Raw genomic sequence first — 22,921 nt, 5'->3', positions numbered from 1 at the left:
GACGAATGGTTAACCCAAATTAAAGGATAACGGCCTCTTCAATGACCTTAACCAAACGGAAGTGCTTCGTTGCAGACAAAGGACGAGTTTCCATGATTTGGACGATGTCGCCTTGCTTGGCAACATTCTTTTCATCATGGGCCTTGAACTTCTTCGTATAGCGAACTCGCTTACCATAAACTGGGTGGTTGACGTAAGTGTCAACAGCAACAGTAATCGTCTTTTCCATCTTGTCGGAAACGACGCGGCCACGGTAGACCTTACGAGCGTTACGTTCTTCACTCATTATTCAGCTTCTTCCTTTCGTCTTATTTGTTGGCTTCTGCCAACTGTTGTGCACGAATGACAGTCTTCACACGTGCGATGTCCTTACGAACTTTTGAAATACGGGCCGTGTTTTCTAATTGACCAGTAGCCAATTGGAAACGAAGGTTGAACAATTCTTCCTTGAATTCGGCTTCGCGCTTTTGCAAATCCGCAAGTGACAAAGCTTTTAATTCATTTGCTTTAGCCATTATTCAGCCTCCCGAGCAATAATCTTTGTACGTACAGGCAACTTGTGTGAGGCAAGACGCAATGCTTCCAAGGCAACAGGCTTAGCCACGCCACCAACTTCGAACATTACCTTACCACGCTTAACTGGGGCAACCCATCCTTCGGGAGCACCCTTACCGTTACCCATTCGAACACCAACACCCTTCGATGTATATGACTTGTGTGGGAAAATCTTGATCCAGACCTTACCACCACGCTTCATATAACGGGTCATTGCAATACGGGCAGCTTCAATTTGCCGGTTAGTGATCCAGCTTGAAGTCGTTGCTTGCAAGCCGTAGTCACCGAAGGCAACCGTCTTTCCACCTTTTGCTTCACCACGCATGTGGCCACGGTGTACACGACGGAACTTAACACGCTTTGGTACTAACATGTTTGCTTCCCTCCTTACTTGTTCTTCTTCTTTGGCAACACATCACCGCGGTAGATCCAAGTCTTGATACCCAAGTTTCCGTAAGCAGTAACTGCTTCGTCCCATGAGTAATCGATATCGGCACGGAGTGTGTGGAGCGGAACAGTTCCTTCAGTGTACTGTTCGATACGTGACATATCTGCCCCGTTCAAACGACCTGAAACAACAATCTTGATTCCCTTAGCACCGGCACGGCGGGCACGTTGGATCGCACCACGCATTGCACGACGGAAGGCAACACGACGTTCCAAATCACCAGCAACTTGAAGACCCACCAAGTGAGCAGACAAGTCTGGCTTTTTGATTTCAACGATGTTGATGAACACGCGCTTGTGACGGCCACGTGAGTCAACATCCGTCAACTTAGCTAATTGCGTACGCAACTTTTCAACTTCGGAACCACCCTTACCAATAACCATTCCTGGCTTGGCAGTGTGCAAAGTCAAATCGATACGTGACTTCGTTGAGCGTTCGATTTCAACGCGGTCAACTGACGCATCCGTTAAGTTTTCTTCGATGTACTTGCGAATACGCAAGTCTTCAAGAAGTTGGTTAGAAAAGTCTGCCTTGTCAGCAAACCACTTCGCATCCCAGTCACGGATGACACCGACACGGAAGCCAGTTGGGTTAATCTTTTGACCCATTACTTTTCCTCCTTCTCAGCAACCACAATCGTAATGTGGCTAGTGCGCTTGTTAATAGCGGAAGCAGATCCCTTCGCACGTGGACGGAAACGCTTAAGCGTAGGTCCTTCGTTTGCGAATGCTTCCTTAACGATCAAATCTTCACGGTCAAGTGAAAAGTTGTTTTCGGCGTTTGCAACTGCTGAGTTCAATACCTTGTAAATATCTTCAGTAGAAGTATTTGGCAAGAACTTTAGGATTGCAAAGGCTTCGTTGACATTCTTCCGACGAATCGTATCAAGAACTAAGCGTGCCTTACGAGGGGCAACGCGAACGATCTTGGCAGTCGCCCGAGCTGATGTTACTTGTTCAGCCATTTTGCATTTCCTCCTTACTTAGTCTTCTTATCGTCTACTTTGTGTCCGCGGAAAGTACGCGTTGGAACGAATTCGCCCAACTTGTGACCAACCATGTCGTCTTGGACATAAACAGGAACGTGCTTACGACCGTCATAAACTGCGATCGTGAAGCCGATGAAACTTGGGAAAATCGTTGAACGACGTGACCATGTCTTGATCACTGACTTCTTTTCTTGGTCCGCTTGGGCCTCGATCTTCTTAAGCAAGTGCGGGTCCGCAAATGGTCCCTTTTTCAAACTACGAGCCATTAGTTATCTCCTTTCCCTTACTTACTCTTCTTACGACCACGAATAATGAACTTCGTTGAGCTCTTCTTCTTGTCGCGAGTCTTCTTACCAGCAGTCTTCTTACCCCATGGGGAAAGTGGACTAGGCATACCAACAGGTGCCTTACCTTCACCACCACCGTGTGGGTGATCGTTAGGGTTCATAACTGATCCACGAACGTGTGGACGAATACCACGGTGACGGTTACGACCAGCCTTACCCCAGTTGATCAATGAGTGTTCTGCGTTACCAACTTCACCGATAGTTGCACGTGAAGTCTCCAAGACCAAACGTACTTCACCTGAAGTCAAACGAACGATAACGTACTTGCCGTCACGTCCCAAAACCTGTGCTGATGCACCGGCTGAGCGGGCCAATTGACCACCCTTACCAGGCTTCAATTCGATGTTGTGAATCAAAGTACCTTCAGGGATAGCGCTCAATGGCAAGGCATTACCGATCTTAATATCGGCATCAGGACCAGATTGAACTTTATCGCCAACCTTCAATCCCTTAGGCGCCAAGATATAGCTCTTGATTCCGTCTTCATAGACGATCAAAGCAATGTTAGCCGTACGGTTTGGATCGTATTCAATCGCCTTAACAGTCGCGAACTTGCCGTCCTTGACACGCTTGAAATCGATAATACGGTAGGCTTGCTTGTGTCCACCAGCCTTGTGGCGAACAGTCATGCGACCTTGTGCGTTACGGGCACCGGTCTTTGACTTCTTTTCCAACAAACTCTTTTCGGGCGTTGACTTCGTGATTTCAGAGAAATCAGAAGAAGTCATGTTACGTCGTCCGTTCGAGGTTGGCTTGTACTTCTTGATAGCCAATGTCTTATCCTCCTATTAAAATTAACCTTCGTTAAAGATTTGAATATCTTTTGAATCAGCCTTCAAAGTAACCGTAGCCTTCTTCATCTTACGAGTGAAGCCGACGTAGCGACCTTGACGCTTCTTCTTTCCGCTTACGTTAGCGGTGTTCAAACGAGCAACTTGTACATCGAAGATTGATTCGATAGCTCGCTTGATTTCTGGCTTAGTTGCCCGTACGTCTACTTCAAAGACATAGCGCTTGTTTTCAGTTTGCGCCATTGAAGCTTCGGTAATGATTGGGCGACGGATAATATCGCGTGCATCCATTAGGCGAGACCTCCTTGGATTTCTTCAATCGCTGATTGAACAACCACCAGCTTGTCCGCGTTTACCACGTCCAAGACGTTAACGCCTGCAGCAGTCATTACTTGAACATTTGCCAAGTTACGAGCAGCGCGCATTGCGTTTTCGTTGTCTTCGTCAACGATTACCAAGGCCTTTGAATCAACTGCCAAGTTTGCAAGAACTTGCTTGAAGTCCTTTGTCTTAGCTTCTGAAAAGGCCAAAGCGTCAACTACAACCAACTTGTTGTCGGCAACCTTTTGTGACAAGGCTGACTTCAAGGCCAAGTTGTAGGCCTTCTTGTTGATACGGTATGCGTATGAACGAGGAGTTGGTCCGAAGACAATTCCACCGCCACGCCATTGTGGTGCACGGATTGAACCTTGACGTGCGCGACCAGTACCCTTTTGCTTCCAAGGCTTACGTCCACCACCAGAAACCGCAGAACGGTTCTTGACAGCGTGCGTACCTTGACGCATTGAAGCGCGTTGCATCAATACGGCATCAGTAATCACAGCGTTGTTTGCTTCAACGGCGAAAACTTCTTCGTTCAATTCCAAGTCAGAAGCCTTTGAACCGTCTTGCTTTAATACAGCAACTTTAGTCATGATTGATTGTTCTCCTTTCTATTAGTTTAGTTTTCTTCTGAATCAGCAGCAGGCTTTGAACCGGCCATCTTGATTTCAGGGTGATTTGCGTTTGTCTTAACCGTTGACTTGATGGTCAACAATGACTTGTTGGCACCAGGAACGTTCCCCTTCAACAACAAGAGGTTGTTTTCAACGTCAACGTGAACGATCGCAATGTTTTGCATCGTACGCTTGTTGTTACCCATGCGACCTGGCAAAAGCTTACCAGGGAAAACACGGTTAATGATGGCACCCATTGAACCTGGGCGACGGTGGTAACGGGAACCGTGGCTCATAGGTCCACGTGATTGTCCAAGCTTCTTGATTGCACCTTGGAAACCATGTCCCTTAGTAACACCGGTAACATCAACATATTCACCGGCTTGGAAAGTGTCAACAGCAATTGCATCCCCAACGCTGTATTCGCCTTCCGCATCACGGATTTCACGAATGTAGCGCTTAGGGGCTGTGTTGGCTTTTGCAACGTGGCCTTGTTCAGGTTTGTTTGACAAAATCTCGCGCTTGTCTTGGTAACCCAACTGCAAAGCGTTGTAACCATCAGTTGCTTGCGTCTTTACTTGCAAGACAACGTTTGGCGTTGCTTCGACAGCAGTCACGGCGATCAATTCACCAGATTCAGTGAAAACCTGAGTCATACCGACTTTACGGCCTAAGATACCTTTAGTCATGACTAATCTCCTTCATTTCGTCGCTGAACTCATGTCCAGCGGGGTGGTACTTATTTATTAGAGCTTGATTTCAATTGCAACACCTGCTGGCAATTCAAGCTTACGCAATGCGTCAACTGTCTTGTCAGTAGGGTTCACAATGTCGACCAAACGCTTGTGCGTCCGCATTTCGAACTGTTCGCGGGCATCCTTGTACTTGTGTGGTGAGCTAAGCACCGTGTACAAAGAGCGTTCAGTTGGCAACGGAATAGGACCAGCGATTTCTGCGCCGGTACGCTTTGCCGTTTCAACAATCTTGTCCGCTGATTGGTCCAAGATACGGTGTTCGTATGCCTTCAAGCGGATACGGATCTTCTTTTGTGCCATTTTCTGCCTCCTCGTTGATTTTGTAAATCAGCTAACTCCGATCAAAAACCGACAACACTGTTGTGTTTGCGCGCCCATGGCAACGCGGCCGCGCGTGTCGCAACCTTAATCATCATCGCTAAACGTTGATACACCAGTCTTTTTAGCGGGTTTGCATCGGCATCCCCAAAAGGCGTACTTGAATATAATAGCAGAAAAACCCTTGGTATACAAGGGTTTTTCGTGGATTTATCATGTTTTTTTGCTTAAATTTTAACTCGCTTTGTCAAAGTCGTTTTTTGACAAAATCACTTATTTTTTTACGACTTTCCCAACTTAAACTCCAAAAAGGCATCGTTGTATGCCTGGGTCCAATAGGAATTGAAATTTTGATAAACCTGCAGCTTATCCAAAATGGCTTGCTTTGGATAGAAGGCCTTGTCGTTTTGAATTGACTTTGGCAACTGCTGGTAGGCGGCCTGGTTGGCCGTGGCATAGCCAATGTACTTGGCGTTCTTTGCTGCTACGTCTGGTCGGTTCAAGTAATTGATCAAGGCGTAAGCGGCCTGCTTGTGCTCGGCCGACTTTGGGATGACCAAATTATCTAGCCAGAGGTTGGAGCCGTCTTCTGGCACGGTGTAGGCCAGGTCCGAGTTCTTCTCAATGGCGTTTTTAGCCTCGCCAGAATAGGTCACGGCCAAGTCGCCTTCCCCCTGGGCCATGTAAATCTTCAACTCATCGCCGACAATCGCCTTGACGTTTGGCATGAGCGAGGACAGCTTACCCTGGGCAGCGGCCAAGTCGGCCTTGTTTTGATCATTGACCGACTTTCCCTGGGAGAGCAAAGTCATCCCCAAAATGTCACGGGCCGAATCAACCAGAAGCAACCGGTTCTTGTAGCGGTCGGACCAAAGCGAGGACCAACTCGTGAGGTCAGAACCCTTGACCCGCTTCGTATTGTATAAAATGCCAAGCGTTCCCCAGAAGTATGGAACCGAGTATTGATTCCCTCGATCAAAGGACTGGTTTAGGAACTGCTTGTTTAAGTTATCCATGCCAGTCAGCTTGCTCTTGTCCAATTTTGCCAGCAAGCCGGCCTTCTTCATCTTGGCGACCATGTAATCCGAAGGCACGGCCAAATCATAGTTGGTTCCACCCTGCTGAATCTTCGTGTACATGGCCTCGTTGGAGTCAAAGGTCTGGTAGTTCACCTTATAGCCCGTCTCCTTTTCAAAGTCGGACAGGATGCTTGGGTCGATGTAATCGCCCCAATTGTAAAAAGTCAGCGTCTGCCCCTTCTGGCTACTTGGCTGTGCCCGACTTGCCGTCAGGGCAAAGTCCAGGCCAAGCAGGGCCAAAATCAGGCAGCAAACCGCTAGAAAAGTCATCAGTAGTTTCTTCATTTGACTTTCTCCTTTAGCTTGGTTGGCTTTTGCCCGCGCCGCTTTTGACTATAGGCATAGTAGGCCAAGACCAGAATAAAGGCCAGGCCAAGCATGATCGTCGACAGGGCGTTGATTTCAAGTGAGACCCCCTGCCGGGCCCGGGAGTAGACTTCAACGGCCAGCGTTGAAAAGCCGTTTCCGGTAACGAAAAACGTCACGGCAAAGTCGTCCAAGGAATAGGTCAATGCCATGAAGAAGCCGGCAAAAATCCCCGGCGTAATGACCGGCAGCGTGACTTTTGTCAGCACCTCGGTCGGCTTAGCCCCCAAGTCGGAAGCCGCCAGAACCAAATCCCGGTTCATTTCCTGCAGCTTGGGCAAGACCATCAAAACAACGATTGGAATCAAAAAGGCCACGTGGGCCATCAAAACCGTCAAAAAGCCCAGTTTCAAGCCTAGGGCCGTCATCAAAATTAAAAAGGCGGCACCGATAATGACATCGGGCGAAACCAGCAAGACGTTGTTTAGGCTAAGCAAGGACTGCTTCAATAGCTGCCGTTCCGTCCGGTAAATCGCCAAAGCGCCAATAGTCCCAATGACTGTCGCAATCAGGGCGGCGGACAGGGCCAGAATCAGCGTGTTCAAAACAATCTGCAAGAGTCGGGTGTCCTGCCAGAGTTCTTGATAGTGAACGAAGGAGAAGCCAGCAAAGCCCTGCATGGCCTCCCCCGAGTTAAAGGAGTAGACGACCAAGAAGAGAATTGGTGCATAGAGCAGGAAGAAGCAGAAGGTCAGCCAGGAACGTTCAATGATTTTCATTTGCGACCTCGCTTTCTTGTTTTCTTCTTATCGGTTGTCAAAGCCATGGTCAGGGCCATGGCAATAATCAGAACAACGCCGATGGTCGAACCAAAAGACCAGTTTTGGGTAACCAAAAAGTGTTCCTCGATTGCCGTTCCCAGCGTGATGACTTTGTTACCACCAATCAGGCGGGTAATCATAAAGAGGGAAAGACTGGGGATAAAGACGGTTTGCACACCGGTTTTTACCCCGGGCATGGACAGTGGCCAGATGACTTTTTTAAGGGTGTCAAAGGACGAGGCCCCCAGGTCACGGGAGGCCGCTGGCAACAGGGGATCGATGTCCAGCAGGGCGTTGTAGATCGGCAGCACCATGAAGGGCAGTTCAATGTAGGCAGCCACCAACAAGAAGGCTCCGTTGGTAAAGAGGAGCTGACTGTGACCAAAGCCCATGCTGCTTAAGGCCTGGTTCAGCAAGCCCCCCTTGCCAAGCAGCCCGATGAAGGCGTAGGTTTTGAGCAAAAGGTTAATCCAGGTTGGCAAGATGACCAGCAGAAGCCAGAACTGCCGGTGCTTGAGCTTGGTTAGACAAATGGCCAACGGATAGGAAATGGCCAGCGTAATCACCGTGATTAAAAAGGCGTACCAAATCGAATTAACCGTCATGGCTAAGTAGGGACCAGATGTGAAAAAGTCCCGGTAGTTTTCGAGGGAAAAGCCCTTACCAGGCACGTTGAGCGACTGAATCAAGAGGAGCAACAGTGGTGCGACCACAAAGGCCAGCAGCCAGAGGCCGTAAATGCCGAGGTAGGCTTCCGTAAAACGTTTCTTGGTCTTATTCATGGTTGAACACCTCGGGGACTTTGTCAGCGGAACCCGACGGATCGGTTGGCGTTTCGTCATCCTCGTAGGCTTCCAGCCGGGCGTCAAAGTCCTCTTCGGACTCGTTGTAGCGCATGATGTGAATGTCTTCCGGGTCAAAAGTCAGCCCCACCCGAGACCCAATGACGGCCGGATTGGTGACCTGAACCTGCCAGAGGTTCAAGTCGTCATCCTGGGCCATGATTTCATAGTAGTCCCCGCGGAAGGACTGGTTCTTGATGGTGACCACCAGCTTTCCCTCCTCGGGCGTGGTCAAATCCAAGTCTTCCGGGCGCAAGACGACTTCGACCGCTTCGTTTGGCCGCATGCCGGCATCCACGTTTTCAAAGTCCTTGCCGACAAAGTGAACCAAATAGTCTCCCTTCATCACCCCGGGCACGATGTTCGATTCTCCGATAAAGTCGGCGACAAAGTGGTTGACCGGTTCATCGTAAATGTCTTCCGGCGTTCCCTGCTGCTGGATGACCCCGTCGTTCATGACAAAGATCCAGTCCGACATGGCCAGGGCCTCTTCTTGATCGTGAGTTACGAAAACAAAGGTAATTCCCAGGCGCCGTTGAATTGTCCGCAGTTCCGTCTGCAAGACTTTGCGTAGCTTATAGTCCAAGGCGGAAAGCGGTTCGTCTAAGAGCAGCACTTCCGGATCGTTGGCCAGCGCCCGGGCAATGGCCACGCGCTGCTGCTGACCACCGGACAGTTCGTTGATTTCCCGGTTTTCATAACCGGCCAACTTGACCAAGCCAAGCATCTCCTTGACCTTTTCTTCGATGGCTTCCTCTGGCATCTTCTTCAAACGGGGACCAAAGGCCACGTTGTCGTAAACGTTCATGTTTGGAAAAAGCGAGTAGTTTTGAAAGACGGTGTTCACCCGCCGTTTTTCTGCAGGCAGGTCGTTGATGACCGCACCGTCAAAGACGACTTGTCCGGCTGAGGGCTGGAGTTGGCCGGAAATCAACTTTAAGATCGTCGACTTACCAGAACCAGAGGGGCCCAAGAGGGTGTAAAACTGGCCGGAATCCAAGCTCAAATCGATGTTTTTTAAGACTTCGGTCTCCCCAAAGGAAAGGGCAACCTGCTTAAATTCAAGAATCTTTTCTACTTCTGCCATTACTTTTCTCCAATCAGTCAGTGTTTCCATTTTACAACGCCCCGCGGGTGGCGTATAGCCCTTTGGCCGTGATTTTAGCGAACTCATCCGACTTTTATGTACGAAAAAAGCAGACGAGCAAGCTCATCTGCTTTAAGGAAAATGGGGGAAAGCTTATGCTTCGCCGCCGTGTTCCTTGATAATTTCTTCTTGAACGTTCTTTGGAACGGCCTGGTAGTGGTCGAAGACCATCTGGAAGGTTCCACGTCCCTGCGTAGCTGAACGCAAAGTCGTTGCATAACCGAACATTTCTGACAATGGCACCTGAGCCTTAACGGCCAAAACAGGTCCTCGGTTTTCTTGTCCTTCAATCAAACCACGACGTGCGGAAACGTGTCCCATCACATCACCAAGGTTTTCTTCAGGAACAACAATGTCAACGGCCATGATTGGTTCCAAAATAACGGCACCGGCAGTCTTTGATGCTTCCTTCAATGCCAATGAAGCGGCAATCTTAAAGGCAGCTTCAGAAGAATCGACATCGTGGTAAGAACCATCGTACAACTTGGCCTTCAAGTCAACCAATGGGAAGCCAGCCAAAGGACCAGCGTTCAAAGCATCCTTCAAACCTGCTTCAACAGAAGGGATGTATTCACGAGGAACAACACCACCGACGATGGCGTCTTCGAATTCGAATCCAGCACCTTCTTCGTTTGGTGAGAATTCGATCCAAACATCACCATACTGTCCCTTACCACCGGACTGACGCTTGAAGAATCCACGCGCCTTAACGTCCTTGGTGAAGGCTTCACGGTAGGCAACTTGAGGGGCACCAACTTGGGCTTCAACGTTGAATTCACGCTTCATACGATCAACCATGATGTCCAACTGCAATTCACCCATTCCGGCGATCAACGTGTCACCAGTTTCCTGGTTCGTCGTAGCACGGAATGAAGGATCTTCTTCAGCAAGCTTCTGCAAAGCAGTTGCCAACTTGTCCTGATCGGCCTTCGTCTTTGGTTCGATGGCCAATTCGATAACTGGTTCTGGGAATTCCATTGACTCCAAGATCAATGGGTGGTCAACGGCCGTCAAAGAATCACCAGTCGTCGTGTTCTTCAAACCGATGGCAGCGGCGATATCACCAGAGAAGACTTCTTCGATTTCAGTACGTGAAGTGGCGTGCATTTGGAGCAAACGACCAACACGTTCACGTGAGTCTGAAGAAGTGTTTTGTACGTATGAACCGGCTTGCAAAGAACCAGTATAAACACGCATAAATGTCAAACGACCAACGAATGGGTCCGTCATGATCTTGAAGGCCAAGGCAGCAAATGGCTTTGAGTCATCGGCAACCAAGTCAACTTCTTCGTCCGTCTTAGGGTCAGTAGCGACGTAAGGACGAACTTCCAAAGGTGATGGCAAGTAGTCAACAACGGCATCCAACATCATTTGAACACCCTTATCCTTGTAGGCAGAACCGGCAAGAACTGGGTAGAATTCCAAGGCCAACGTTGCACGGCGGATAGCCGCCTTCAATTCGTCAACTGAGATTTCTTCCCCTTCAAGGTACTTGTTCATCAAGTCTTCATCGACATCAGCAACTGCTTCAATCAACTTTTCGCGACGTTCTGCAACAATGTCCTTGTAGTCGTCAGGAATTGGCTTTGGTTCCCAAGTTGATCCAAGATCATCGGTTGGGTAGTAAGCTTCCTGCGTGATCAAATCAATCACACCAGCAAAGTCGTCTTCAGCACCGATTGGCCATTGGATGGCTTCGGCGTTAACGCGGAGGCGTTCGTGCATTGATTCAACTGACATACCAAAGTCAGCACCCAACTTATCCATCTTGTTAACGAAGACGATACGTGGGACGTTGTAAGTCGTGGCTTGGTGCCAAACAGTTTCAGTCTGTGGCTCAACACCAGCAGCACCATCCAACACGGCTACGGCACCATCCAAGACACGGAGGGCACGTTCAACTTCGATCGTGAAGTCCACGTGACCTGGAGTATCGATGATGTTAACACGGAAAGGATCCTTTTCGTATTGGTCAAAGAATCCACGCCATACGGCCGTCGTAGCGGCTGACTGGATCGTGATTCCACGTTCCTTTTCCTGGTCCATGAAATCCATTTGTGAAGCACCATCGTGCGTTTCACCAATCTTGTGGATTTTACCAGTGTAGTACAAGATACGCTCAGTCGTCGTCGTCTTACCAGCATCGATGTGGGCCATGATACCAATGTTACGAGTACGGTTAAGCGGATATTCACGCTTTGCCATTGTGATCTCCTAAAATTTTTCGTTATTGCAATAAAAAGCGACCTAGTTTCAGTTCGCTTTTTAAAAAGAATATTCCTTGCTAAGAAGCATGGGCTAGCAAGCTAGTCCAGCTAATCCTACCAACGGTAGTGAGCAAAGGCACGGTTGGCTTCCGCCATCTTGTGCGTGTCTTCGCGCTTCTTAACAGATGCACCGTTTTCGTTGGCTGCATCCATGATTTCCTTGGCCAAACGTTCGTCCATTGTGTGTTCGTTACGCAAACGGGCGTAGTTAACCAACCAACGGAGTCCCAAAGTCGTACGACGGTCTGGGCGAACTTCGATTGGCACCTGGTAGTTTGATCCACCAACACGGCGGGCCTTAACTTCCAAGACTGGCATGATGTTTTCCATGGCTTGTTCGAAAACTTCCAATGGATCGTTACCAGTTGCTTCCTTGATACGGTCGAAGGCATCGTACAAGATCGTTGATGCCGTTCCACGCTTACCATCGATCATCAACTTGTTGATCAAACGGGAAACCAGCTTTGAATTGTAAATTGGGTCAGGCAAAACTTCCTGACGCTTCGTATAACCTTTACGTGGCATAAGTTTTCCTCTCCTTTTTACTTCTTAGGAGCTTTCGTTCCATACTTAGAACGTGAGCTCATACGACCGTCAACACCGGCAGTATCCAGTGCACCACGGATAACGTGGTAACGCACACCAGGCAAATCCTTAACACGACCACCACGGATCAAAACAACCGAGTGTTCTTGCAAGTTGTGACCGATACCTGGGATGTAAGCCGTTACTTCATACAGGTTTGACAAACGTACACGAGCGTACTTACGCAAAGCTGAGTTAGGCTTCTTTGGCGTCAAAGTTCCAACACGAGTGGCAACACCACGCTTTTGTGGGGCAGCATTCTTTGTTGCTTGCTTCTTCATTGAGTTGTAGCCGAAGTTCAAAGCGGGTGAGTTTGACTTAGTCGCTTGAGACTTACGTGACTTACGAACCAATTGGTTAATTGTAGGCATCCTACTATTCTCCTTCGTTTCATTTCACAGTTCCAGGTGTATCATTTTTGTCATTAAACAAAAGTGCTCCCGGAAGTCCTGCTTAGACTTGCCTTTACACCGCTCTTTGTCGCAGTTATTGCGACATCCGAGCTGAATGTCTTAAAAGCACGTTGAATATAATAGCAGGTTTACCGGTAAAGTCAAGGCGCTTTTTGACGTTTTTTCGGTCTTTTTTCTTAAGAAAGAACAAAGGACAAGCAAACTTTTGCCCTTTGCTTTCGTACTATATAGTATGACCTTCCTTCTTTACTTTCTATTACAATCAACGCTGGCATCGACCATCCTCTGTTTGGCCGACCGGGCTATCCATCAGCGACCACTTTTTTCAACCCGTTCCCACTGTTTTTCTTGTGGACACAACCTCTCCTGGTACGAACTCATCCCCTTTCTTTCCGCCCTGTTCCTCCGTTTTCGCTGCGCCAACTGTCAGCAGGCCTTTGGTTCCCTTGGCGAGTGTTTTCTGTTCGAACTTTTATTTCCCCTGGTCATGGCCAGCCTGCCATTCGACTTCCAAACGCCTTACCTCCTGGCCTACCCCCTTTTGTTTTTAGCACGCGAGGATTCGCAAGGCATGGCTGCCCATACCGACTTTGTCTGGGTCATTGACTCCCTCCTTTTAATCTTTCAGCCACCCGCCTTCAACTGGCCCCTTGTTCTCCTTTTCCTCCTACTCCTGTTCTTTGTTTTACAGGAAAGTCTCGGTTTGGGGGACCTGCCGGTCTTTTTGCTCTCTTTTCTGGTTTTTGATCTTCACCATGTATTATTCCTACTCTTTTTGGCATCAACCAGCGGCCTTTTTGCTTTCTTTCAATATCAACACAAAAAAATGCCGATGATTCCTTTTCTCCTTTTTAGTTGGCTGTTTACCTTGCTTGTTTTCAGGTTTAAATAAAAGTTTTATTAAAAGATTGACATTTATTTTTAATCTTAGTATAGTGAATACAACCAATCGAGGAGAAAAGATGATGACAACAAATCAGCAATCAACTCAATTGAATAACGCAATCGTGATTAGCATTATCATTATTTGATAACTGCTGGTCACCTTTTTAGCTGCCAGCACATTGACTTGGGCTGGCGGCCAATCCTCTACTTTCTATCCAATGCTATGGGAAGGCGCCAGTTTCTGGCGTCTTTTTTGTTGGAGAAGAAATTTGGAGGAAGTATCGATGGATGCAACAACTTTACAAGCGGCGGATGTTCGCCCACAGGAAATGGCTACACCAAACAAAAAGAAACAATCAGCCTTTTACGCTGTTTCACAGGGAATCACTTACGCCATCCTATCTGTTTTAGGAATGGGCTTACTGCTTAGTTCACTGGGCAACATCCTGCACCTTCCCGCATTAGTCCAGGCCGGTGCCATGGGGCAAAAGATGTTGGCCCCCGCACTCGGTGTCGGTGTCGCCATGGCCCTTGATGCCACCGTTTTAACAACCGGGGCTGCCTTAATTGCCGCAACAGTTGGTTCAAACGCCGTCTACTTTGCTAGCACAGCGATTGCAAACACGCACACAGCGACCAATTGGGCCGCAACACAGCCCGTCGGCTCTTTGGTCATGACCTCGGGCCAACCGGTTTCTGCCGTCTTTGCCGCCGTTGTCGCGGTCTTAGTCGGTAATTACCTAACCGGCAAAACGGCCTTGGACATGCTACTCGTTCCCTTTTCTGCAGCCTTAACAGGTACCGTTACCGGCTTAGTGGCCGCAACCTACACGACACCGTTTTTGAACTGGGTTTCTGAAAACCTTGCCAAGACAATGGCCGTGAGTCCCTTCTTAGGCGCCTTTGTCGTCTCCTTTTTCTGGTTCCTCTTCTTGATGACACCGGCTTCGTCTGCCGCCCTTGCCATCGCCGTCATGCTTGACCCCCTTTCCAGTGGGGCCGCATTGGTTGGTACAACCGCCGGCTTTGTCATGTATACCGTAATGGGCTTTCGTCAAAACAACGTCGGTGCCAACGTTGCCCAAACCATCGTGACACCGAAAATCCAGTTTGCTAACTTGTTAAAGAGCCCTTTGCTCTTCTTCGGTCCTGCGGTTATTGCCGGTGTGTCCGCTATGTTGGCCGTTGGAGTCTTTGATTTGAAGGTGCCTTTCACCATCGCCGGCTTGGGTCTCACCTCGCTAATCGCACCCCTGGCCTTGCTGGGTACTAACGTGCATGCTTTGGTACTGGTCATGGTCTTCGGCGCTTTGTTGCCAGCAGCTGCCGGATTTGCCTACTACTTCTTATTGAAGAAGGCTGGCTTAACCAAGGAAAACGATCTTCACTTAGATATGATGTAAAGAGTAAAAAAAGTCCCGCTACTTTCGTAGCGGGACTTTTTCAATGTTTATTAGGCTTGGACCGGGTCCTTGGCCTTTTGAATCTTTAGGGTAACCTTACCCTTGGTTGCGCCAATCGTTACCATGTCAGCCGTCTCGATTTCACCGGACAAAAGCGCCTCTGAAAGCTTATCTTCAATCTCGGTTTGAATCAAGCGCCGGACTGGACGGGCACCGTACTCACGGTCATAGCCATCCTTGGCAATCGCCTGAACGGCCGCCTTGGTAATCTTAATTTTGACACCCTGTTCGGCTACTCGCTCGAGCAGCGACTTGGACAAGAGGCGCACAATCTGTTCGACTTCCTTTTCTTCCAAGGCATCGAAGACCAGCACTTCGTCAATTCGGTTAACGAATTCGGGGCGGAAGGTTTCCTTCACCGTTTCCTTGATTTTGGCGGCAACGGCCTCGTTGTTTTCCGCTTGGTCAAGCGAGCCAAAGCCAACCGTCTTCTCATCACGGAGGCGGGTGGCCCCGAGGTTTGACGTCATGATGATGATGGTGTTACGGAAGTTCACGCGACGACCCTTGGCGTCGGTCAAGAAGCCATCGTCAAAGACCTGGAGCATCAGGTTATAGATGTCCTTGTTGGCCTTTTCCAGCTCATCTAACAAGATGATGGAGTAAGGGTGCTTGCGCACCTGCTCCGTCAATTGGCCACCCTGATCGTAGCCAACGTATCCAGGGGCCGAACCAATCAAGCGGGAGGCGGAGTACTGTTCTTGGTATTCGGACATGTCGATTCGAATCATGTTGTCTTCTGAACCAAAGACCAGTTCTGCCAGGGCCTTTGCCAATTCCGTCTTTCCAACCCCGGTTGGGCCAAGGAAGAGAAAGGTTCCCATTGGCCGCTTTGGATCCGCTAAGCCAGAACGGGAACGACGAATGGCGCGAGACACTGCTGAAACGGCATCCTTTTGACCAATCACCCGCTTGCCCAATTCCTTTTCCAAGTTAATCAACTGGTCGGTTTCGCTTTCGTGGACCTGGGTCAAGGGCACACCGGTCTGTTCAAAAATGACCGTGGCAATGTCTTCCTTGGTCACTTCCATGCTATATTCTTCCTGTTGGCCTTGCTTCTTTTCAGCTCGAGCAACCGCCTTTTCAATCTTTTGACGAAGGGCGATTTCCTTTAAGCGCAAGTCCGCAGCCAGCTCAAAGTCCATTTCGGCAATGGCGTTTTCTTTATCGTTGACAATCTTGGCCAGTGCCGCCCGTTCCTTATGAAGGGGTGTCTGCCGATCGACGGCGTCGATTTGGACTTTGGCAGCGGCCTCATCCATCAAGTCGATGGCCTTATCGGGCAGGAAGCGGTCCGTGATGTAGCGGGCGGACAATTTGACGGCTGCTTCAATGGCATCGTCTGAAATGTTGACCCGATGGTAATTGGCAAACTTGGGCCGGATGCCCTTCAAAATCGCAACGGCCTCGTTGGTGGATGGTTCGTTAACCGTCACCTTGGCAAAGCGCCGTTCCAAAGCAGCGTCGGATTCAATCGACTGCTGGTACTCATCAAAAGTCGTGGCCCCAAGCAACTGCAATTCGCCACGGGCCAAAGCCGGCTTCAAAATGTTAGCAGCATCAATGGCCCCTTCGGCACCACCGGCCCCAACAAGGGTGTGCAATTCATCAACAAAGAGAATGACCTGGCCATCCTGCTCAATTTCATCGATGATCTGCTTCAAGCGGGCTTCAAATTCACCACGGTACTTGGTTCCGGCCACCAAGGAACCCATGTCCAAGACCATGAGGCGCTTGTGCTTTAAGTTATCCGGCACTTGCCCTTTGACAATCCGTTGGGCCAAGCCTTCGGCAATGGCCGTTTTTCCAACCCCTGGTTCACCAACCAAGACAGGGTTGTTCTTCGTCCGTCGGGACAGAATCTGAACCACGCGGCGCACCTCTTGATCGCGGCCAATGACCGGATCCAAGTGTTCACTACGAGCCACCTGCGTCAGGTCCCGACCCAACTTATCAAGGGTTGGCGTGCCCTCCAAAGGCTTTTGTGCGGGCTTGCCCCGCTTCATCTGCTTACGCAAGTCCGAGATACCAAGGCGGCGCAGAATGGCCTTTTGCAAGTCCATCAAGTTGACATCCAAGGCCAGCAGCACCCGGGCTGCCAGGATGCTTTGATCCTGAATCAAGGCGAGTAAAAGCAGTTCAGTGCCAATTTCACCCTGATTGAGGGTTTCGCTTTGCTCCTTGGCCCAGTTCAACACCGTTCCAGCCTTTGGTGAGTAAGGCAAATACAGGTCGTTATCAAAGGCCTGTTCAATACCAAAACCGGTGTAGTGCTCGATTTCTTCTTGGACATCCTTTGGTCCAACTGAGAATTCGGCCAAAATCTTACCGGCCACGCCCTGCTTTTCCATGGCCAAGGCCAGGAGCAGGTGCTCGGTGCCAACCGCTAGGTGACGGAAGTACTTGGCTTGGTCCTGCGCAATTGTCAGGGCAGTCTTTGCGGAATTCGTATACTGATTAGCCATGTTCTGCTCCTTTGTTTCTTTCGTTTACTTTGTTGGCTTCTATTATAACGCAGGGACCTTTCTTCATAAAGTCTGACCCGGTCAAAATAAAAAGAGCAGCTGCGGCTGCTCTTTTGATTAATCCGGATTCTTCAGTGATAACTGCCACTGGAGGTAGGCATTGATGAAAGGATCCAAGTTCCCATCCAAGACATCTTGTGGTTGGTTGGTCTCGTAATTAGTCCGGTGATCCTTAACCATTTGGTAGGGGTGCAAGACGTAGGAACGAATCTGGGAACCCCAGCCGTTCTCCTTCTTTTCACCAGCCAAGGCGGCACGTTCGGCCTCTTTCTTCTCCAACTCCAGTTGGTAAAGCTTGGCCTTCAACAGGCGCATGGCGTAATCACGGTTACCATACTGCGTTCGTTCAACGGTCGATGACACCACAATCCCGGTTGGTTCGTGGGTCAAGCGGACTCCGGTTGACACCTTGTTGACGTTCTGACCACCGGCTCCACCGGAACGGAAAACGTCCATCTTGATATCGTCATCGCGAACCTCGACTTCGATTGAGTCGTCTAATTCTGGCATCACATCAACCGAAACGAAGGAGGTGTGCCGACGGCCGGCCGAATCAAAGGGTGAAATACGGACGAAGCGGTGCACACCCTTTTCAGAGCGCAGGAAGCCGTAGGCGTTGTGGCCGGAGACTTTGATCGTGGCTGAATCAATCCCGGCTTCGTCACCGGCATTGTAGTTCAAGACATCGACTTTAAAGTCGTGGGCCTGAGCCCAACGCGTATACATCCGGTAGAGCTTTTCACCCCAGTCCGTTGATTCCGTTCCACCCGATCCCGGGTGAATTTCCAAGATAGCGTTGTTGGCGTCGTATTCACCAGTCAACAACTGCTCCAGGTTATAGGCCGTCACAGCGTCCTGGGTCTTTTCGACCAAATTACCAAGTTCTTCAGCAGAATCGGCATCTTCCGGATCATCGTTGACGATTTCGATGAGCATTTCAATTTCGTCGGCCGCTTCACCAAGCGCTAAAAAGGAATCACGGCGCTTCTTCAAGACGTTGGTTTCATCAATGACGCCCTGTGCTTTTTGCTGGTCGTCCCAGAAACCAGGTTCTGTCATTTGGTTTTCAAAGTCGGCAATTTCTTCCGTCAATGCATCCAAATCCAATGTTTTTTCAAAACCGGCAACTTCTTCTCGAATACCGGCTAAGGCCTGTTTGGCTGCCACTACTTCCATGGCGATCCTCCCATAAGAAAAGCGAACTCATCGTTCGCTTTGTTTTTAGGCTGACATGTTGGTGCGAATCTCGGCCTTCATGAAAGTCCGAGTGGCATCGTATTCGATGTCAGCAATCATTTTGTTAAAGTTTGCAAAGGCTTCGTTTTGATACTCAACCAATGGGTTCAACTGACCGTAACCACGGAGTCCGACTCCCTGACGCAAGCGGTCCAAGGCATCGATGTGATCCGTCCAGTGTTGGTCAACGGAACGCAGGATAACCACGCGTTCAAAGGCCAAGAGCTGGCCTTCGTCTGGCAAGTCCTGCTTCTTCTCATCCAGGTTTTCCTGGGCAAGGGTGTAGAGCTTGTCCTTGATTTCATCGCGGTTTAAGTTCTGCAAGCGAACGGACCCGTGCTTTGGTGAGGTCAAGGAAGACTCAATGAAGGCGTTAATCGCATCCAAGTGCCATTCCTTTTGGTCCTTACCAGGCGTTTGAGCGTCAACCACTCGGTCGATGGTCCGCTTAACCATTGGCATCAACACGTTATCCAATGACTTTGTTTCATCCAAAACTTGATCGCGTTCCTTATAAATCAATTCACGCTGCTCCCGGACAACGTCATCGTACTGCAAGACGTTCTTACGCGTATCGTAGTTGTTTCCTTCAACACGCTTCTGTGCGGATTCAACGGAACGAGTGATCCAGCGGTGGGTGATGACCGTTTCGTCATCATCCATGTTCATCCGTTGCAAGAGGGCGCGGACTTTTTCAGCACCGAAACGAATCATCAGGTCGTCTTGCAAAGACAGGTAGAACTGTGAGAAACCGTTGTCTCCCTGACGTCCAGCACGACCACGCAGCTGGTTATCAATCCGTCGTGATTCGTGTCGCTCGGTTGCAATCACGGCCAAGCCGCCAAGCTGATCGATTCCAGGGCCCAACTTGATGTCGGTTCCACGACCGGCCATGTTGGTGGCAACGGTAACGGCGCCCTTTTGACCGGCGTTAGCAATGATATCGGCTTCTTTTTCGTTGTTCTTGGCGTTCAAAACGCTGTGCGGAATGTTGTGTGCCGTCAGCAGCTTATCAACCAATTCAGAAGATTCAACGGAACCGGTTCCCAAGAGGACTGGTTGGCCCTTCTTGTGCAGCTCCGCCACCCGGTTGACCACCGCGTTGTACTTGGACTTCAGTGAAGGGTACAAGAGGTCTGGCATGTCAACTCGTTGAACCGGACGGTTCGTTGGAATCTCGATGACTTCCATGTTGTAGATTTCAAGCAGTTCTTCTTCTTCGGTCTTGGCCGTTCCCGTCATACCAGACAACTTCTTGTACATCCGGAAGAGGTTCTGGTAGGTAATTTGGGCCATTGACTTGTTTTCTTCTTTGATCTCGACGCCTTCTTTGGCTTCGATGGCTTGGTGCAAACCATCGGACAAACGAGTTCCTTCCGAAATACGACCGGTTGACTGGTCAATCAACTTGACTTCGCCTTCTTGAACCACGTAATCCTTGTCGCGCAAGTAGTTAAAGTTGGCGCGCAAGGCCTGGTCAATGTGGTGGGTCAACGCCGTGTTTTCACTGCCGTAAATGTTGTCCAAATTGAAGAAGACTTCGGCGTTCTTGATTCCTTCCGGCGTCAAGGACGTGTTCTTTGATTCTTCGTCGACTTTGTAATCCTGATCGCGGGTCAAGGTCTTAACGAAACGGTCAACACGCTGGTAGAGTGGAGAAATGCCTGAACCAGGACCGGAAATAATCAACGGCGTCCGGGCCGTATCGATCAAGATTGAATCGGCCTCATCAATCAGGGCGTAGTTCAAACCACGCTGCATCACACGGTCCTCGGCACGGGCCACCATGTTATCGCGCAAGTAATCGAATCCGATGTTGAAGTTCGTAGAATACGTGATGTCAGCGTCGTAGGCGGCCCGCTTCTTATCGGGTGAATCGTCACCAACGTTGATTCCAACAGAAAGGCCAAGCCAGTTGTAGAGCTGACCCATTTGTTCAGCATCTCGCTTTGACAGGTAGTCGTTAACCGTAACAACGTGCACACCGTTTCCGGCAAGGGCGTTCAAGTAAACTGCCATCGTGGCCGTCAAGGTCTTACCTTCACCAGTCTTCATTTCGGCGATGTTTCCACCGTGCAAGACGATGGCACCCATGACTTGGACGTGATAAGGGTACAACCCAAGCACACGCTTGGCCCCTTCACGAGCAACGGCAAAGGCTTCGGGGAGGAGTTCGTCCAAGACTTTGGCTGTCGCCTTTTGCTTGGCCTTTTCATCCTTTACACCGGCCAAAGCCTGTTGGATTCGAATTTGAAAGTCCTGGGTCTTCTTTTGCAAGGCCTCATCGGACAAAGAAGCCATGTCATCGGCCAACGCTTCGACCTGGTTTGCCACCTTGTCAATTTTCTTTAATTTGTGCTTGGAGTTGTCAAGCACCTTACGAATTGGATTTGCCATCGAATGTTCGGTATCTAGTTGCCCAGATACGCCCCTTTCATAAAAGTCATACTTAATCTGAAATAATTTAGAAACTAAGCTTAATTATAGCAAAAAAAGCCCGAAAAAAACAGATGGTCCATCCGTCAATTTCGCGCTTTTAGGGCTTTTTAGTGGTGTGGTGTCTTGTTCAATTTTTCCTGACCACCCAGGTATGGGCGCAAGACTTCTGGGACCGTCACAGAACCGTCTTCGTTTTGGTAGTTTTCCAAAATGGCGGCAACCGTACGACCAACGGCCAAGCCAGATCCGTTCAACGTGTGAACCAGTTCCAACTTCCCTTCATCGTTGCGGTAAGTGATGTGCATCCGGCGGGCCTGGAAGTCCCGGGTGTTTGAAACCGATGAAATTTCACGGTAGCAGTTTTGTGCCGGAATCCAAACTTCCACGTCGTGGGTCTTGGCAGCCGAGAAGCCCATGTCACCAGTTGAAAGCGTAATCACGTGGTAGGGCAAGCCCAACTTTTGCAGAATGTTTTCGGCATTCTTCGTCATGATTTCCAGTTGGTTGTCGGAATCGTCTGGCTTGGCAAACTTGACCATTTCGACTTTGTTAAACTGGTGCAAGCGGATCAAGCCTCGGGTGTCGCGACCGGCAGCCCCAGCTTCCTTACGGAAGGATGGTGACAGCGCCGTGAATGAGATTGGCAAATCTTCTGCTGGCAAAGTCTCACCAGAATAGTAGTTCGTCAGTGGCACTTCGGCCGTTGGAATGTAAGTTTGATCCAAGTCCTGGACACGGTAGGCGTCGTCTTTAAACTTTGGATACTGACCCGTTCCGTACATAGCGGAATCATTGACCACGATTGGCGTGATCATTTCCGTGTAACCTTCCTTGCGGTGTTCGTCCAACATAAAGTTGTAAACGGCCCGTTCCAAACGAGCACCATCACCAACGTAGTAAAGGAAGCGGGCTCCAGAAACCTTGGCACCGCGTTCAAAGTCCAAGATGCCCAAGTCTTCCCCAATTTCAAAGTGGGGCTTCAACCAGGCAGGGGCTTCCGTTAAGGCTTCTGGGCGGCCCTCATAGTCGGCCGGTGCCCATTTGCGCACTTCAACGTTGCTGTCTTCATCCGGTCCAACCGGTACATCGTCTTCGGCAATGTTTGGCAAGTGAGCGGCCACTTCCTTGACTTCTGCATCAAGGTCGGCCAACTCTTGGTCCATATCCTTAATCTGCTTGGCCACTTCTTGCATTTCAGCAATGGCAGCTGAAGCGTCTTCTTTTTGGCGCTTTGCAAAGGCAATCTTGTCAGAGGCTTCGTTACGCTTGGCCTTCATTTCTTCGACTTTGGCAATCAGGTCACGACGCTTTTGGTCCTTTTCAAGCAAAGCCTCCAAAGTGCCAGCTTCAACACCACGGTCCTGCAACTTCTTGGCTGCTTCTTCCTTATTCTTACGTAAGTACTTCATATCAAGCATAATACTATTCTCCTTCTATACAAAAAGCGCCTTTTCATCCAACAAAAGTCAGGGACGAAAAAGACGCAATCCGTGGTACCACCCAGTTTCTGCATAAATGCAGCACTCATTATCCGATAACGGTGGAAACCGAGCAGCATTACCTGCTAAGCGTGACTCATTGGAGTTTCGGTCTGGCAGCTCGCAACAACCGCTACCTTTCTGAAATGACCTACTTATGATGAGTTGATACCCTTATTGTATGCTAGAAAGAAGACTTTGACAAGCGCTTTTTAGGCACAAAAAAAGTCGACCGAAGTCGACTGTTATGGGCCATCCTGGATTCGAACCAGGGACCTCTGCGTTATCAACACAGCGC

At 49.5% G+C, this 22,921-nt stretch carries 24 protein-coding genes; 2 read left to right on the top strand and 22 right to left on the bottom strand.

Going from position 1 to position 22,921, the window contains the following annotated elements; genetic code table 11:
- Window positions 1–19: 19 nt before the first annotated feature.
- The 18 genes from rpsQ to rpsL form a co-directional block, all read right to left on the bottom strand.
- Complete coding sequence (gene rpsQ, locus G6R28_RS05985) at window positions 20–286, bottom strand: 30S ribosomal protein S17 (RefSeq protein ID WP_010691191.1); 267 nt, start codon at window positions 284–286, stop codon at window positions 20–22.
- Window positions 287–308: 22 nt separating this feature from the next.
- Window positions 309–515 carry a 50S ribosomal protein L29 gene (rpmC, locus tag G6R28_RS05980; RefSeq protein ID WP_010691189.1) on the bottom strand — a complete coding sequence of 69 codons (207 nt, stop codon included), beginning with the start codon at window positions 513–515 and terminating at the stop codon, window positions 309–311.
- Window positions 515–928, bottom strand: coding sequence for a 50S ribosomal protein L16 (gene rplP / locus G6R28_RS05975; protein WP_213793330.1), 414 nt, complete (start codon window positions 926–928; stop codon window positions 515–517). Before rplP ends, rpmC begins: the two co-directional genes overlap by 1 nt.
- Before the next feature lie 14 nt (window positions 929–942).
- Window positions 943–1,611 carry a 30S ribosomal protein S3 gene (rpsC, locus tag G6R28_RS05970; RefSeq protein ID WP_213793329.1) on the bottom strand — a complete coding sequence of 223 codons (669 nt, stop codon included), beginning with the start codon at window positions 1,609–1,611 and terminating at the stop codon, window positions 943–945.
- Window positions 1,611–1,967, bottom strand: coding sequence for a 50S ribosomal protein L22 (gene rplV, locus G6R28_RS05965; RefSeq protein ID WP_010691186.1), 357 nt, complete (start codon window positions 1,965–1,967; stop codon window positions 1,611–1,613). The genes rpsC and rplV overlap by 1 nt, the downstream gene beginning before the upstream one ends.
- A 14-nt stretch (window positions 1,968–1,981) precedes the next feature.
- Window positions 1,982–2,257: a 30S ribosomal protein S19 gene (gene rpsS / locus G6R28_RS05960; protein ID WP_010691185.1), complete on the bottom strand. Its 276-nt coding sequence runs from the start codon at window positions 2,255–2,257 to the stop codon at window positions 1,982–1,984.
- Between the two features lie 17 nt (window positions 2,258–2,274).
- Entirely contained in the window at window positions 2,275–3,111 is an 837-nt protein-coding gene (rplB, locus tag G6R28_RS05955; protein ID WP_213793328.1) for a 50S ribosomal protein L2, read from the bottom strand.
- Window positions 3,112–3,132: 21 nt separating this feature from the next.
- Complete coding sequence (rplW, locus tag G6R28_RS05950) at window positions 3,133–3,420, bottom strand: 50S ribosomal protein L23 (RefSeq protein WP_010691182.1); 288 nt, start codon at window positions 3,418–3,420, stop codon at window positions 3,133–3,135.
- Entirely contained in the window at window positions 3,420–4,043 is a 624-nt protein-coding gene (gene rplD / locus G6R28_RS05945) for a 50S ribosomal protein L4 (RefSeq protein ID WP_213793327.1), read from the bottom strand. The genes rplW and rplD overlap by 1 nt, the downstream gene beginning before the upstream one ends.
- Window positions 4,044–4,069: 26 nt before the next feature.
- Window positions 4,070–4,753, bottom strand: a complete 684-nt coding sequence (gene rplC / locus G6R28_RS05940) for a 50S ribosomal protein L3 (RefSeq protein ID WP_213793326.1) — start codon at window positions 4,751–4,753, stop codon at window positions 4,070–4,072.
- Window positions 4,754–4,810: 57 nt separating this feature from the next.
- A complete protein-coding gene (rpsJ, locus tag G6R28_RS05935; RefSeq protein WP_010691177.1) occupies window positions 4,811–5,119 on the bottom strand; it encodes a 30S ribosomal protein S10 in 309 nt (102 codons plus the stop codon).
- A 299-nt stretch (window positions 5,120–5,418) separates the two neighbouring features.
- Window positions 5,419–6,501, bottom strand: a complete 1,083-nt coding sequence (locus G6R28_RS05930) for an ABC transporter substrate-binding protein (RefSeq protein ID WP_213793325.1) — start codon at window positions 6,499–6,501, stop codon at window positions 5,419–5,421.
- Window positions 6,498–7,301: an ABC transporter permease gene (locus tag G6R28_RS05925; RefSeq protein ID WP_213793324.1), complete on the bottom strand. Its 804-nt coding sequence runs from the start codon at window positions 7,299–7,301 to the stop codon at window positions 6,498–6,500. Before G6R28_RS05925 ends, G6R28_RS05930 begins: the two co-directional genes overlap by 4 nt.
- Window positions 7,298–8,125 (bottom strand): ABC transporter permease, encoded by an 828-nt coding sequence (locus tag G6R28_RS05920; protein WP_213793323.1) that lies wholly within the window; start codon window positions 8,123–8,125, stop codon window positions 7,298–7,300. The genes G6R28_RS05925 and G6R28_RS05920 overlap by 4 nt, the downstream gene beginning before the upstream one ends.
- Window positions 8,118–9,272, bottom strand: coding sequence for an ABC transporter ATP-binding protein (locus tag G6R28_RS06670; protein WP_213793322.1), 1,155 nt, complete (start codon window positions 9,270–9,272; stop codon window positions 8,118–8,120). The genes G6R28_RS05920 and G6R28_RS06670 overlap by 8 nt, the downstream gene beginning before the upstream one ends.
- Before the next feature lie 153 nt (window positions 9,273–9,425).
- Window positions 9,426–11,537 carry an elongation factor G gene (fusA, locus tag G6R28_RS05910; RefSeq protein ID WP_213793321.1) on the bottom strand — a complete coding sequence of 704 codons (2,112 nt, stop codon included), beginning with the start codon at window positions 11,535–11,537 and terminating at the stop codon, window positions 9,426–9,428.
- A 116-nt stretch (window positions 11,538–11,653) separates the two neighbouring features.
- On the bottom strand, window positions 11,654–12,124 hold the full coding sequence (rpsG, locus tag G6R28_RS05905; RefSeq protein ID WP_213793320.1) for a 30S ribosomal protein S7: 471 nt from the start codon (window positions 12,122–12,124) through the stop codon (window positions 11,654–11,656).
- 17 nt (window positions 12,125–12,141) lie between these two features.
- A complete protein-coding gene (gene rpsL / locus G6R28_RS05900) occupies window positions 12,142–12,555 on the bottom strand; it encodes a 30S ribosomal protein S12 (RefSeq protein ID WP_213793319.1) in 414 nt (137 codons plus the stop codon).
- 274 nt (window positions 12,556–12,829) lie between these two features.
- Here rpsL and G6R28_RS05895 point away from each other — a divergent pair, with 274 nt between their 5' ends.
- Window positions 12,830–13,489, top strand: coding sequence for a prepilin peptidase (locus tag G6R28_RS05895; protein ID WP_213793318.1), 660 nt, complete (start codon window positions 12,830–12,832; stop codon window positions 13,487–13,489).
- 277 nt (window positions 13,490–13,766) lie between these two features.
- Window positions 13,767–14,885, top strand: coding sequence for a PTS sugar transporter subunit IIC (locus G6R28_RS05890; RefSeq protein ID WP_213793317.1), 1,119 nt, complete (start codon window positions 13,767–13,769; stop codon window positions 14,883–14,885).
- Window positions 14,886–14,935: 50 nt separating this feature from the next.
- Here the strand turns inward: G6R28_RS05890 and G6R28_RS05885 are convergent, their stop codons facing one another.
- The 4 genes from G6R28_RS05885 to serS all read right to left on the bottom strand — a co-directional run bounded on the left by G6R28_RS05885 (window position 14,936) and on the right by serS (window position 22,563).
- Window positions 14,936–17,410 (bottom strand): ATP-dependent Clp protease ATP-binding subunit, encoded by a 2,475-nt coding sequence (locus tag G6R28_RS05885; RefSeq protein WP_213793316.1) that lies wholly within the window; start codon window positions 17,408–17,410, stop codon window positions 14,936–14,938.
- 117 nt (window positions 17,411–17,527) lie between these two features.
- Window positions 17,528–18,646, bottom strand: a complete 1,119-nt coding sequence (gene prfB / locus G6R28_RS05880) for a peptide chain release factor 2 (RefSeq protein WP_213793315.1) — start codon at window positions 18,644–18,646, stop codon at window positions 17,528–17,530.
- A gap of 45 nt (window positions 18,647–18,691) precedes the next feature.
- Window positions 18,692–21,103, bottom strand: coding sequence for a preprotein translocase subunit SecA (gene secA, locus G6R28_RS05875; RefSeq protein ID WP_213793314.1), 2,412 nt, complete (start codon window positions 21,101–21,103; stop codon window positions 18,692–18,694).
- Window positions 21,104–21,252: 149 nt separating this feature from the next.
- Complete coding sequence (gene serS, locus G6R28_RS05870) at window positions 21,253–22,563, bottom strand: serine--tRNA ligase (protein WP_213793313.1); 1,311 nt, start codon at window positions 22,561–22,563, stop codon at window positions 21,253–21,255.
- Window positions 22,564–22,921 lie beyond the last annotated feature (358 nt).

Source organism: Fructobacillus papyrifericola (genome assembly GCF_018437235.1).
Lineage (GTDB): Bacteria > Bacillota > Bacilli > Lactobacillales > Lactobacillaceae > Fructobacillus > Fructobacillus papyrifericola.
This window is presented reverse-complemented; position numbering and strand designations above follow the sequence as displayed.